The 13,157-nt window shown below is 67.6% G+C and carries 13 protein-coding genes and 1 tRNA gene; 12 read left to right on the top strand and 2 right to left on the bottom strand.

The genetic code is table 11. The features are described 5' to 3' along the window. The first annotated feature begins 23 nt into the window (after positions 1–23). The 9 genes from modA (at position 24) to gluQRS (ending at position 8,800) form a co-directional block, all read left to right on the top strand. Entirely contained in the window at positions 24–785 is a 762-nt protein-coding gene (gene modA, locus EZE58_RS16955; RefSeq protein WP_009375556.1) for a molybdate ABC transporter substrate-binding protein, read from the top strand. After that, a complete protein-coding gene (locus EZE58_RS16950; protein WP_009375557.1) occupies positions 782–2,464 on the top strand; it encodes an ABC transporter permease in 1,683 nt (560 codons plus the stop codon). Before modA ends, EZE58_RS16950 begins: the two co-directional genes overlap by 4 nt. 24 nt (positions 2,465–2,488) lie before the next feature. Next, the gene (locus EZE58_RS16945) at positions 2,489–4,174 is read left to right on the top strand and encodes an AMP-binding protein (RefSeq protein WP_009375559.1); all 1,686 of its coding nucleotides are present in this window, start codon (positions 2,489–2,491) and stop codon (positions 4,172–4,174) included. Positions 4,175–4,273: 99 nt separating this feature from the next. Further along, complete coding sequence (locus EZE58_RS16940; protein WP_009375560.1) at positions 4,274–5,002, top strand: amino acid ABC transporter ATP-binding protein; 729 nt, start codon at positions 4,274–4,276, stop codon at positions 5,000–5,002. 36 nt (positions 5,003–5,038) lie between these two features. Then, on the top strand, positions 5,039–5,935 hold the full coding sequence (locus EZE58_RS16935) for a glutamate ABC transporter substrate-binding protein (protein ID WP_009375561.1): 897 nt from the start codon (positions 5,039–5,041) through the stop codon (positions 5,933–5,935). Between the two features lie 67 nt (positions 5,936–6,002). Next, positions 6,003–6,665: an amino acid ABC transporter permease gene (locus EZE58_RS16930; RefSeq protein WP_009375562.1), complete on the top strand. Its 663-nt coding sequence runs from the start codon at positions 6,003–6,005 to the stop codon at positions 6,663–6,665. Further along, a complete protein-coding gene (locus tag EZE58_RS16925; protein ID WP_009375563.1) occupies positions 6,662–7,504 on the top strand; it encodes an amino acid ABC transporter permease in 843 nt (280 codons plus the stop codon). Before EZE58_RS16930 ends, EZE58_RS16925 begins: the two co-directional genes overlap by 4 nt. 13 nt (positions 7,505–7,517) lie before the next feature. Beyond that, positions 7,518–7,832, top strand: coding sequence for a GNAT family N-acetyltransferase (locus EZE58_RS16920; RefSeq protein ID WP_009375564.1), 315 nt, complete (start codon positions 7,518–7,520; stop codon positions 7,830–7,832). Beyond that, on the top strand, positions 7,829–8,800 hold the full coding sequence (gene gluQRS, locus EZE58_RS16915; protein WP_009375565.1) for a tRNA glutamyl-Q(34) synthetase GluQRS: 972 nt from the start codon (positions 7,829–7,831) through the stop codon (positions 8,798–8,800). The genes EZE58_RS16920 and gluQRS overlap by 4 nt, the downstream gene beginning before the upstream one ends. Positions 8,801–8,833: 33 nt before the next feature. On the opposite strand, the gene EZE58_RS16910 is transcribed toward gluQRS, so the two are convergent. Both EZE58_RS16910 and EZE58_RS16905 read right to left on the bottom strand, forming a co-directional pair. After that, positions 8,834–10,006, bottom strand: a complete 1,173-nt coding sequence (locus EZE58_RS16910) for a glycosyltransferase (RefSeq protein ID WP_259824173.1) — start codon at positions 10,004–10,006, stop codon at positions 8,834–8,836. Between the two features lie 42 nt (positions 10,007–10,048). Next, positions 10,049–10,960 (bottom strand): DMT family transporter, encoded by a 912-nt coding sequence (locus tag EZE58_RS16905; protein WP_223289865.1) that lies wholly within the window; start codon positions 10,958–10,960, stop codon positions 10,049–10,051. A 267-nt stretch (positions 10,961–11,227) separates the two neighbouring features. Here EZE58_RS16905 and EZE58_RS16900 point away from each other — a divergent pair. The 3 genes from EZE58_RS16900 to EZE58_RS16890 all read left to right on the top strand — a co-directional run bounded on the left by EZE58_RS16900 (position 11,228) and on the right by EZE58_RS16890 (position 13,156). Next, a tRNA-Asn gene (locus tag EZE58_RS16900) sits at positions 11,228–11,300 on the top strand. A gap of 118 nt (positions 11,301–11,418) precedes the next feature. Beyond that, entirely contained in the window at positions 11,419–11,709 is a 291-nt protein-coding gene (locus tag EZE58_RS16895; protein ID WP_009375570.1) for an LLM class flavin-dependent oxidoreductase, read from the top strand. Positions 11,710–11,719: 10 nt separating this feature from the next. Continuing rightward, positions 11,720–13,156, top strand: coding sequence for a recombinase family protein (locus EZE58_RS16890; RefSeq protein ID WP_006358979.1), 1,437 nt, complete (start codon positions 11,720–11,722; stop codon positions 13,154–13,156). Position 13,157 lies beyond the last annotated feature (1 nt).

Here is a 13,157-nt window from a genome sequence, read left to right as displayed (position 1 = left end):
GCATCTGCGGGTATGAATGGGTTATGAAGAGACTTGCCACCGCAGCGGGCATCGTCGCCCTGCTCACTCTCTCCGCCTGTTCCACCGGTGCCTCGGGCGAGGACCGGGCCGAGGAGCCGACCACGCTCACTGTCTTCGCCGCCGCCTCCCTCACCGAGGTCTTCGAGGAGATCGCGACCGAATACGAGAGGACCGCGCCGAACACCGACGTGACGTTCTCCTTCGCCGGATCCTCCGACCTCGTCGCCCAGATCAGCGAGGGCGCTCCGGCCGATGTCATCGCCACCGCCGATGAGAAGACGATGGACACCCTCGCAGGCGACGATCTGCTCACCGGAACGCCGGAGATCTTCGCCTCGAACACCCTCGCCCTCGCCGTCGCTCCCGGCAACCCGAAGCGGATCGCCGACTCGCAGGACCTCGCCGGCACAGACCTCGTCGTCTGCGCACCCCAGGTGCCGTGCGGGGCGGCGACGGAGAAGTGGGCGCAGCAGAACGGCGTCACCCTCGACCCGGCGAGCGAGGAGAACTCGGTGACCGATGTCCTCGGCAAGGTGAGCTCCGGCCAGGCCGACGCGGGCATCGTCTACGTCACCGACGTCGCCCGCGCAGACGGCGACGTCGACCAGGTTGACCTCGACGGGGCCGAGAAGGTCGTCAACCGGTACCCGGCGGCCACGGTGAGGGCGAGCGAGAACCAGGAGCAGGCGGACGCGTTCGTCAGCTACCTCCGGTCGCCTGAGGCTGTGAAGCTGCTCGAGGACGCCGGGTTCTCCACCCCGTGAGCCGTCCCACCCGCCGTCATTCGGCGGCGCCGAGGTGGCTGTGGATCCCCGCAGCCCTCGGCGTCGCCTTCCTCCTCGTGCCCATCATCGGGATGGTCGCACGCATCGACCTCGGCCACCTCGGCGAGGTCGTCACCGCGCCGGAATCCCTGCTGGCGATGGGACTCTCCCTTCTCACCTCGACGATCGCGGCACTCGTCAGCCTCCTCATCGGCTTCCCGCTCGGTTACCTGCTCGCGACGACGCGCTTCCGCGGACAGAGGCTCCTGCGCACCCTCATCCTCCTGCCCCTCGTCCTGCCCCCGGTCGTCAGCGGCCTCGCCCTGCTCTACACGTGGGGGCGGTCGGCCTATCTCGGGTCGCTGCTCACCGAGGCGGGCATCGGCCTCGCCTACACGACCGCAGCCGTCGTGTTCGCGCAGATCTTCGTCTCCCTGCCGTTCATGGTCATGTCCGTCGAGACCGCGGTCGCCGCCCGCGGGCAGCGGTGGGAGCTCGCGGCGGCCGAACTCGGTGCGACGCCGGCCCGAGTGTTCGCGACGATCACCGTCCCGATGCTTCGGGGCGGCATCCTCACCGGTACCGTGCTCTGCTTCGCCCGGTCGCTCGGGGAGTTCGGGGCGACCCTGACCTTCGCCGGTTCCCTGTCGGGGGTGACGCGGACGATGCCGCTGCAGATCTATCTCGTCCGTGAGTCCGATCCGCAGTCGGCGATCGCCCTCTCGCTCCTCCTCGTCGCCGCGGCCCTCATCATCATCGTCCTCGCCTACCGTTCGCCGCATGCGCCGCGGCTGCGCCGGCGCGCAGCCGCCCGGACGGACGCCGCCGCGCCCGAGAGCGCCGGTGCTCGCAGCGCAGCCCCGGCGGACCTGCCCGCCGCAGATGACTCCGACCATGCGTCGAGCGTGCGGGACCACCCCCCGACTGACCGCGGTACGCTCAGCCTCCGGGCGGTCCTGCCCGAGCGCGGCCTCGATGTCGCCGTCGACGTGCCCGCCGGGTCGACGACGGCGGTCATCGGCCGCAACGGCGCCGGCAAGACGAGTCTCTTCGAGATCCTCATCGGGGCGCTCCCGGCCGCTGCGGGTTCTCTGCGGATCGGCGGGACCACCGTCTTCGACGTCGCGGCGGGCCTGTGGCCGCCCATCCACGCCCGCGGCATCGTCCATCTCGCCCAGAACCCGCTGCTCTTCCCCCACCTCAGCGTGCTCGACAACGTCGCCTACGGACTGCGCGCCCGCGGTGAACCGGCCGCGCTGGCACGGCGACACGCCGCGGATATGCTCGACCGCCTCGGCGTCGGGGAATGCGCGAGCCGGCAACCCGATGCTGTGTCCGGGGGGCAGGCCGCCCGCATCGCCCTCGCCCGCGCCCTCGTCGTCGATCCTGCCCTCCTCCTCCTCGACGAACCCCTGGCCGCCCTCGACGTCGACGTGCGCATCGAGACGCGCCGCGTCCTCAAGGAGGTGCTGCGTGGGCGCAGCGCACTGCTCATCACCCACGATGTCGCCGACGTCACGAGCCTCGCCGAGACCCTCGTCCTCATCGACTCCGGGCGTGTGGACACTGTGGGAGCGGTCGGGGAGATCGGCCACGGCGACGACACGAGCGGCCGGGATTTCCTCCTCAGCTTTTGCGAGACGGACGGAGAGGGAATACTGTGCAGTGGATCACACTAGACCCCTGCGAAGGAGCACACCGACGTGACCGCACTCTCCTACTCCTCCGGCCCCTCGAACGCCCCCCTGCTCGGCGAGACGATCCCTGCGAACTTCCGCCGCACGGCTGCTGAACACCCCGAGGCGATCGCCCTCGTCGACCGCGGCTCCGATCGCCGCTGGACGTACGCCGAATTCGACAAGGACACCGATGCCCTCGCCGCGGCGCTGCTTGAGCGCGGCGTGCGCAAGGGCGACCGGGTGGGCATCTGGGCGCAGAACGTCGGGGAGTGGGCGCTCGTCCAGTATGCGACGGCGAAGATCGGCGCGATCCTCGTCAACGTCAACCCCTCCTATCGGGCGCACGAGCTCGAATACGTCGTCAGGCAGTCGGGGATGACGCTGCTCATCTCACAGATCCTCAACCCGCCTCACACGGACTTCCACGCGCTGGCCACCGAGGTCTCCGGCACCGTCCCCGACCTCGACCTCGTCTTCATCGACACCGTTCCGGCCGCGCTGATCGGAGACACGGCGGTGGGGGAGCGCGAGTCGTTCGCGCGCCTGCTCGACGAGGGCCGAAGCCTCCTGGAGGATCCCGGCGCGAAGTACGCGGTGCGCCTCGAGCAGGCAGCCGGCGAGCTCTCGGCCGACGATCCGATCAACATCCAGTACACCTCGGGGACGACGGGCTTTCCCAAGGGGGTCACCCTCTCCCACCACAACATCCTCAACAACGGGTACTTCATCGCCGAGCTGCTCTCCTACACCCCCGACGACTCGGTCGTCCTCTCCGTGCCCTACTACCACTGCTTCGGCATGGTCATGGGCAACCTCGCCGCGCTCAGCCACGGCGCCTCGATCGTCCTGCCCTCACCCGGATTCGACCCGGCGGCGAGCCTCACTGCCGTCGCCGAGGAGAAGGCGACCTCCCTCTACGGAGTGCCGACGATGTTCATCGCCGAGCTCGGCCTGCCGGACTTCTCCGACTTCGACCTCTCATCGCTGCGGACCGGGATCATGGCCGGCTCCCCCTGCCCGGTCGAGGTCATGCGCCACGTCATCCACGACATGAACATGTCCGAGGTCGCCATCTGCTACGGGATGACCGAGACCTCCCCGGTCTCGACGATGACCCGCGTCGACGATTCGCTCGAGGCCCGCACGGAGACCGTCGGCAGGGTGATGCCGCACGTCGAGGTGAAGATCGTCGACCCGGTGACGGGCCAGACCATGCCCCGCGGGCAGAAGGGCGAACTGTGCACCCGCGGCTACTCGGTCATGCTCGGGTACTGGGAGGAACCGGAGAAGACCGCCGAGGCGATCGACAGCGCCCGGTGGATGCACACCGGGGACCTCGCGATCATGGACGACGACGGCTACGTCGACATCTCCGGGCGGATCAAGGACATGGTCATCCGCGGCGGCGAGAACGTCTACCCGCGCGAGATCGAGGAGTTCCTCTACCAGCATCCGGCGATCAGCGACGTCCAGGTCATCGGCGTCTCCGACGAGAAGTACGGTGAGGAGCTCATGGCATGGGTGATCCTCAAGGACGGCTACGACACGCTCACCGCCGAGGACGTCAGGGAGTTCGCGGCCGGGCGTCTCGCCCACTTCAAGATCCCTCGCTACGTCGAAGTCCGCGACTCCTTCCCGATGACGGTGTCGGGCAAGATCCGCAAGGTCGAACTCCGCGAGGAGGGCGAGCGCATCGTCCATGCGAGCTAGGTCACAAGTCGGTTGCAGTTCCCCTGTGAACACCCGGGGATTATCTTGTGAGCTGGTCTTTCACTAAGATCGGTGGTCATGAGAGCTGAATCACAGCCGTTGGTCTCGATGACGGACGTCGAGAAGCACTACGGAGACTTCCATGCGCTGAAGCACATCGACCTCGACATCCACGAGGGCGAGGTCGTCGTCGTCATCGGACCCTCCGGTTCGGGCAAGTCGACCCTGTGCCGGACGATCAACCGACTCGAGACCATCACCTCGGGGTCGATCACGATCGAGGGCGAGGAGCTCCCGGCCGAGGGAGCCGAGCTCGCCCAGCTGCGCTCGGACGTCGGCATGGTGTTCCAGTCCTTCAACCTCTTCGCCCACAAGACGATCCTCGAGAACGTCACGCTCGGACCGATCAAGGTCCGCAAGCTCAAGAAGTCCGAGGCCGACAAGCAGGCGATGGCGCTGCTCGAGCGCGTCGGCGTCGCCCATCAGGCCGACAAGTACCCCGCTCAGCTCTCCGGCGGTCAGCAGCAGCGTGTCGCGATCGCCCGGGCATTGGCGATGAAGCCGAAGGTCATGCTCTTCGACGAGCCCACTTCGGCCCTCGACCCGGAGATGATCAACGAGGTCCTCGACGTCATGGTCGAACTCGCCAAGGAGGGGATGACGATGGTCGTCGTCACCCACGAGATGGGATTCGCCCGCAAGGCCGGCAACCGGGTGGTCTTCATGGCCGACGGCGAGATCGTCGAGGTCGCCGACCCCGAGGAGTTCTTCACCAACCCGCAGAGTGCCCGCGCGCAGGACTTCCTCTCGAAGATCCTCACCAACTGACCCCGCAGTCCCGCACGAGAACCACAAGGAGAAACCATGAAGAAGCTCAGAGTGTCCATCGCCGCCGTCGCGGTCGGCCTGCTCGCCCTCAGCGGCTGCGGTCAGGGCGGAACCCCCGATGCCCCCGCCGAGGGCGGTTCGCAGGCGGCGGCCCCCGAGTACCCCGTCAACGAGAACGCCGACGTCAAGGACTCGAAGACCTGGCAGGCCGCGAAGGACGCGGGCACGCTCAAGGTCGGCGTCAAGTTCGACCAGCCCGGGCTCGGCAACGTCAAGGCCGGGTCGGACGTCCCGGAGGGCTTCGACATCGAGATCGCGAAGATGGTCGGTGCGCAGCTCGGCTTCGCCCCCGATCAGCTCGACTTCGTCGAGACGGTGTCGGCCAACCGTGAGCCCTTCCTCCAGCAGGGCAACGTCGACATGGTCGTGGCGACCTACACGATCAACGACGAGCGCAAGAAGGTCGTCGACTTCGCCGGACCGTACTACGTCGCCGGTCAGGACCTGCTCGTCAAGGCCGACTCCGACATCGCCGGACCCGAGGACCTCGCGGGCAAGAAGGTCTGCTCCGTCGACGGGTCGACGCCGGCCCAGAACATCCAGGACAAGTACACGGACGCCGAGCTCGTCACGTACGACACCTACTCGAAGTGCGTCACCGACCTCCAGTCGGGCGCGGTCGATGCGGTGACGACCGATGACGCGATCCTCCGCGGCTATGCCGCCCAGAACGAGGGCGAGCTCAAGGTCGTCGGAAAGCCGTTCAGCGAGGAGCCCTACGGCATCGGCCTGCCCAAGGGCGATACGGCGCTGCGCAACGCGGTCAACGACGCCGTGGAGAAGAGCATGGAGGACGGCGACTGGAAGAAGGGCTTCGAATACACTCTCGGTTCGTCCGAGGGAGTGCAGATGCCTGAGGTCGACCGTTACTGACCTGTCCGCTTGATGATGCGATGCGAGGGCGCCTGAGGGTGCCCTCGCATCGATTAAGGAACCCGGGATGGATTTCGTCCAGCTCCTCGAGCTCTTCGGCTCCGGCGTGTGGGGCACGGTCAAGCTCTTCACCGTCGCCCTGGTCGGCTCACTCGTGCTCGGAACGATACTGGCAGCGATGCGGGTCTCGCCGACACCGGTGCTTCGGATCGCGGCCTCGACGTACATCAACGTCGTGAGGAACACGCCGCTGACGCTGGTGATGTTCTTCTGCGCCTTCGGCCTGCCCTTCCTCGACATCCGCTTCGGCAGCTCGAGCTCGTTCAACTCCTTCGTCTACGCGACGATCGCGCTCACCGCCTACACCGCGTGCTTCGTCGCCGAGACGCTCAAGGCCGGCATCGCCACCATCCCGGTCGGTCAGGCCGAAGCCGCACGGGCGATCGGACTGACCTTCAACCAGACGCTGAGCGAGGTCATCCTCCCGCAGGCGTTCCGCACCGTCATCCCGCCGCTCGGCAGCGTCGTCATCGCGATGCTCAAGAACACCTCGATCGCCTCGGCGTTCAACAACCGCGAGCTCATCTCGGCGATGCGCAACGCGATCGAGCTGCGCGGGGACCTCGTCATCCCCATCCTCTTCGGCACGGCCGTCGCCTACCTCGTCCTGGCCCTCATCCTCGGCCGCATCTTCTCCTACCTCGAGCGGAAGCTGGTGATCCTGCGATGAGCGCACCGACAGCGGTCCTCTTCGACGCGCCCGGCCCCAAGGCCCGCCGCAACAACATCGTCCTCTCCATCGTCTCGACGATCGTGCTTGCCGGCATCGTCGCGTTCGTCATCTGGAAGTTCGCGGACGCCGGACAGCTCGAAGCCGACAAGTGGTACCCGTTCACGTTCGCGCAGATCCAGCTCGTCCTCCTCGAGGGCATGCTCGCGACCCTCAAGGTCGCCGTCGTCGCCTCGGTGCTGGCGCTGGCCGTCGGAGTCGTCTTCGCCCTCCTGCGGCTCTCACCCAAGCGCATCATCTCCGTGCCTGCGACGATCGTCCTCGAGTTCTTCCGCGGCGTGCCCGTCCTCCTCCTCATCTTCGCGACCTTCCTCCTCTTTGGGAACACGATCGGTCCGTTCTGGTCCGTCGTCATCGGCCTCACCCTCTACAACGGCATGGTGCTCGCGGAGATCATCCGCGCCGGCATCCTCGCTGTGCCCAAGGGCCAGCGGGAGGCGGCGATGGCCATCGGTCTGCGTCCCGGCCAGGTGATGAGCCTCGTCCTCATGCCGCAGGCGCTGCGGGCGATGATGCCGACGATCATCGCCCAGGTCGTCGTCCTCCTCAAGGACTCCGCACTCGGCTTCATCGTCACCTATCAGGACCTCCTCTACCAGGTCAACCTCATCGGCCGAGAGTACAATAACCTCCTGCCGACGTTCATCGTCGGTGCCGCCCTCTTCATCGTCATCAACATGATCGTCGCCGGCTTCGCTCGGTGGCTGGAGAGACGGCTGCAGCGCAAGACCACGGCCGACGTCGAGGGCGAAGGGCTCACGACTGCGCCCGTGCGATGATGAGGAAGTGCAGATGGAACCCGAACTGAGCACCACCCCGGTGACGATGCGACGCAACCGCGACCGGGACCGCTTCGAACTCTTCACCTCTGACGACGAGGCGTTCGTGGGGTTCCTCGCCTACCGCGTCGTCGATGGGACGACCCTCGAGCTGCAGCACACGATCATCTCCGAGGACTTCTCCCGTCGCGGATTCGCCCGCACCCTGGTCACCCACGCCCTCGACGAGATCCGCGCCGAGGGCGGGCGGATCGTGCCCACGTGCACCTACGTCATCGACTACCTTCAGCGGTTCCCGCAGTACGCCGACCTCGTGTCTGCGAAGTGAGGGGCGCCGGCCGGTTCGCACCGAGCCCGAGCGGCGACCTCCACCTCGGCAACATCCGCACCGGACTCCTCGCCTACGCGCGGGCCAGGCAGACGGGACGGCGGTTCCTCTGGCGCATCGAGGACCTCGATAGGGTCCGGGCAGGGGCGGCCGCCTCGCAGCTGCAGGTCTTCAGGGAACTCGGCGTCGTCCCCGATGAGACCCCGCTCGTCCAGTCCGAGAGGCTCGACGTCTACGCTGACGCGATCGGCAGCCTCGCCGAGGCGGGGCTCGTCTACGAGTGCTACTGCTCGCGCCGGGACATCCAGCAGGCGGCCTCGGCTCCGCACGCCCCGCCGGGGGCGTACCCGGGAACGTGCCGCCGCCTCGGCGAGGGGGACCGGGAGCGTCGACGCGCGGAACTTGCCGCCGCAGGCCGGCAGCCGGCGCTGCGGCTGCGCACGGAGAATACGGAGATCACGGTCCCCGACGGACTCCTCGGGACGATCACCGCGCCCGTCGACGACTTCGTCCTGCGCCGGGGTGACGGAGTCTTCGCCTACAACCTCACCGTCGTCGTCGACGATGCGGCCAGCGGCGTCGACGAGGTCCTCCGCGGTGACGACCTTGCCTCTTCGGCACCGCGGCAGGCACATCTCGGGCGCCTCCTCGGTGCAGGCGAGCAGTCGTGGCTCCACGTCCCCCTCGTCCTCGGGGAATCGGGGGCCAGGCTGGCCAAGCGCGACGGAGCAGTGACGTATGAGCAGCTCTCGGCCCTCGGCTGGAAGCCCGCGGATGTCTTCGAATGGGTGTGGCACTCCCTCGGCGGGGACTCCGCCGGGGGAGAGGTTCTCGGGCAACGGCCCTGGTCGTCGCTTGACGACCTCGTCGACGGCATCGACTTCGCGCACCTGCGCCGGGAGCCGAGCGTGTTCCTTCCGCCGACGGATGCGGCGACGGTGCCGACCGGGAGCGCGCCTGACCTCTGAGCCGCTGCGCTGTGCCTGCAGTCGGCCGTGCCCTCAGGCCGCTGAGTCGACCGTGCCGTCGATGACGTCGGCGTAGATCGATTCGAACGTGTCGAGGGTGTATTCGATGTCGTGGACGGCGACGACGTCGAGGGAGGCCCGGGACATCGCCTCCCGTTCCGCCTCCGACTGCGTGCACAGGCGGGTGAAGCGGTCGGCGAGGGCGTCGATGTCGCGCGGTGGGAAGAGGTAGCCGTTGACGCCGTCGCGCACGAGGTGGGGCAGGGCCACGGCGTCGGCGAGGACGACGGGTTTGCGTGAGGCAAGCGCCTCAAGGGTCGCGATCGACTGGAGTTCCGCGGTCGAGGGCATGCAGAAGAACGTGCAGCGGGCGTAGGCGTCCATGAGCTCTGCGTCGCTGACCTTGCCGAGGACGTGGATGCGATCGGCGATGCCGAGTTCGGCGGCAAGCGCCTTGAGTGGCTCCTCCTGGTCACCGCCGCCGACGATGTCGGCTTCGAGTCCGAGGGCGGGGTCGGTCTTCGCCACGGCCCGGACGATGTCGTCGGCGTGCTTCTCCGCGGAGAGGCGGCCGACGAAGAGGACGCGAGGAGCGTCGCCGTCGCCGATGCCCGGTGCGTGGTCCTCCTCCTGGAGGTGGGAGAAGCGTTCGAGGTCGATGCCGCAGGACACGGCGCGGATGGGGGAGGTGAATCCGTTCTGCGTGAGGAGGTCTGCCGCGAGCTGGGTGGGCACGGTGATGAAGTCAGCGGACTGGAACTTCCGGCGCAGATCCCACCAGGCCATGGCGGTGCCGCCGTCGACGAGGGGTCTGGGCACGCGGAGGTAGGGGCGGACGTTCTCCGGCATGAAGTGGTTGGTCGCGACGACGGGGATGCCGCGGCGGATCGATTCGGAGAACGCGTAGCGTCCGATGACGAAGTGCGCCTGCGTGTGGACGACGTCGGGGCGGAGGGTGTCGAGGAGGCGGGCGATCTCGGGTTTCGTCTCCCACGGCATGCAGATCGTCCACGTGGGGTGGAGCATCCACCTGTGGGAGGTGAGGCGGTGGACCGTGACGCCGTTCTCGACGCTCACCGACGGGGTTCCGGTGGCCGACGGGCAGGCGACGTGGACGTCGTTGCCGCGTGCGGCCAGGCCCGCTGCCAGTCGTTCGGCGAACTTCGCCGCTCCGTTGACCTCAGGAGCATAGGTCTCTGTGGGGATGAGGATGCGGCGCGCGGGGGCGGTCGATTGTGCGGACAGGGTTCAACTCTCCTCGGTGTCGTCCAGGTTCAGTACTTCGCGGGCCTGCCGGCGCGCGTTCTCGCGATCTCTGACATCGGGATGATACCGAGACAATACAACGACCCCGAGACACGCGACCAATCCGGTGATCGTGATGATGATGAGCAGCCACAAGGGAGCTTCCTTCGCCTCGCCGAGGACGACGGAGCCGAGGATGACAGCGGCGATCGGGTCGACGACTGTGAGCCCGGCGATGACCATCTCCGGGGGACCGGCCGCGTACGAGTTCTGGACGAACCACGAGCCCAGGGCCGCGGCGGCGACGAGTGCTGCGATGTTCTGCCACGTGACGTTCTCGATCCCCGCCCGCAGATACTGGACGCTGACGAGGTGGGCGTTCGTCGCCACACAGGCGAAGAGGAGACCGGCGGCGGTGATGAGGACGAGCTGCGGGGCCCGCCTGAAGGCGACCATGATGATGAGTCCGAGGACGACGATGACCCCGGTGATCCACACCAACGGCATCGCATCCGCGCCGAGGTGGACCTGCGTGCGCGCGGTCGTGGCCGAGAGCGCGACGAAGACGGTGACGCCGAGCGTGCACCACACGACCGCCTGGACGAGGCGGCGGTTGACCTTGAGACCGCGATAGCGCACGCCGAGGAGGACGGAGACGATGAGGGAGAACGCGCCGATGGGCTGGACGACCATGACCGGGGCGAGAGCGAGGGCGAGGAAGTTCCCGAGCGTGCCGAGGCCGAGGATGAAGAGACCGAGCAGCCACTTCCGATTGCTCAGGAGCTCCTTGAAATGCGCCCAGCTCAGACCGTCGTGCGAATTGTCCTGATCGGCGACGGCGTCGTGCTGGTAGAGGGCCCCGAACGCGAGGGCCACGGCTGCCAGCACGGCGAGGGCGATGGCCACAATGGTCACGTGTTCTGCTTCCGTCGGATTCGGGCTCGGAGTCTCTCCCGCGACGCGTCGGGGGATCACCCCCGATGTTACAGGGCGGTAGTCGGCCGAGCCCTCAGGTGGAGGTGAATGTACGGTTTCCCCTCCCGTCGAGGTGGGGTGAGCCGGAGGCGCACACAGCTCGGTCCGGTCGCCGACGAGCATGTGAGCCAATGCACAGTCGCCCGCTTTGCTCAGCCGGGACGACCTTTGCTATGCTGTTTTCTCGTGCGCAGGTCACTGCCACATTCCTCCGTAGCTCAGTTGGCAGAGCATTCGACTGTTAATCGAAGGGTCGCTGGTTCGAGCCCAGCCGGGGGAGCAGGAGAAGGCCCCGTCGTCCGCGACGGGGCCTTCGTCGTACCCGGCGACCGTGCGACTCCTCTGGGTGGGCTGGCGGTCCGATGCGCCGGAATAATTGATCTCTCAACCAGGTTGCCATGAGCATGAAGGCATTCGGATTCCTCAGTTTCGGCCACTACGGACCAGGTGCGGCCCCCGGCGACTACGGCGCGAAGGAAGCGCTCCAGCAGGCCGTCGAGATCGGCGTCGGCGCCGATGAGATCGGCGTCAACGGCGCATACTTCCGCGTCCATCATTTCGCGAAGCAGGCGGCCGCCCCGATTCCGGTCCTCAGCGCAATCGCCGCGAAGACGAAGCACATCGAGGTCGGCACCGGCGTCATCGACATGCGGTACCGCATATCGTGGTTGCAACGCCCGTTCACGTAAGCTTGGTTGCATGGTCGAACTGGTAGCGCTGAGGAAGACGAACGAGGTGGCCGCGTACGTCCGCGCCTCCATGGACCGCAAGGGCGACCGCTGGACGGTCGATACGCAGCTGAGGAAGATCAGGGCGCTGGCCGAGGCCAAGGACTGGAACGTCGTCGAGGTCTACGAGGACAACGCGGTGTCGGCGACGAAGAAGCGCCGCGCTGGCACCCGGTGGGCCGAGATGCTGGACGACGCCCGCGCGGGCCGGTTCTCGATGGTGGTCGCCGTGGACATGGACCGGCTCCTGCGCAGCACGAAGGACCTGAACACGCTGATCGACCTCGGTCTGCGCGTCGTCACCGTGGACGGCGAGATCGATCTCTCGACGGCGGACGGCGAGTTCCGGGCGACGATGCTCGCCGCTCTCGCCCGGTTCGAGGCGCGTCGCAAGGCCGAGCGACAGATCAGGTCGAACGAGCGCCGACGTGCCGAGGGCATCCCCACGTCCGCCTGGAAGGCGTTCGGATGGTCGAGGGAGGGTGAGCTGATCGAGGAAGAGGCCGACGCGGTTCGGCGGGCCTTCGATGCGTTCCTCGGCGAGCCGTCGCTGTCGATCCGGCGCATCCGCGAGGACCTGAACAGCGCTGGTCACCTCACCGCCCGCGGCTCGGAATTCTCCGTCGATGCCGTGCGCTACCTGCTCGCGAACCCGCTTTACTGTGGCTACATCAAGCACTACGCATCCGGCGAGCTGTACCCGGTGCAGGGCGAGGCGTTCCCGCCCATCGTCAGCGAGCAGACGTGGCGGACCGCGGTGGCGAAGCTGGAGGACAACGTGCGGAGGTCGGCCAGGCAGGGCAACCAGCCGAAATACCTCCTGTCGACGATCGGGCTGTGCGGGAAGTGCGGTGCGACGCTCGTCTCGGGGACGAACAGCCGCAAGCAGCCGACGTATCGCTGCGGCGAGCAGTTCCACCTCACCCGCCAACGCGAGCCCGTCGATGCGATGGTCACCGAGGCAGTGCTCACCCGCCTGTCGTCGGTGGACGTGCACGACCTCGTGATGCCGCAGGAGGACGACGGGCCGGACCGCGAGGAGCTGCTGACCGAGCGGAACGCCCTGGTCGAGCGCGTAAAGGAGCTGAGCCCGCTGCTGCGCGACATCCATCAGCCGGTCCTGGAGATCACCGCGGCGATCAACGACGTGAAGGTCCGCATCGACGAGATCGACGCGGAGCTGCTCGACCGCTCGGTATCCGTGGCGGCGAAGCTGCTGGCAGACGTGGAGGAGGCGGTCGGCACCGCGGAGCGTCGCGAGGTTGTCGAGTCGAAGTGGAAGGCGTTGGACATAGACCGCCGCCGGATGCTCGTGGACGAGCTGGTGACTGTGACCATCGAGCCCATCGCGCCCGGTCACGTGAAGTTCGACCCCGACCTCATTCGCATAGAGCCGCGTCGCGACTGAC

Source organism: Brevibacterium sp. LS14 (genome assembly GCF_012027885.1).
In the GTDB taxonomy this organism is placed as follows: Bacteria; Actinomycetota; Actinomycetes; order Actinomycetales; family Brevibacteriaceae; genus Brevibacterium; species Brevibacterium casei.
This window is presented reverse-complemented; position numbering and strand designations above follow the sequence as displayed.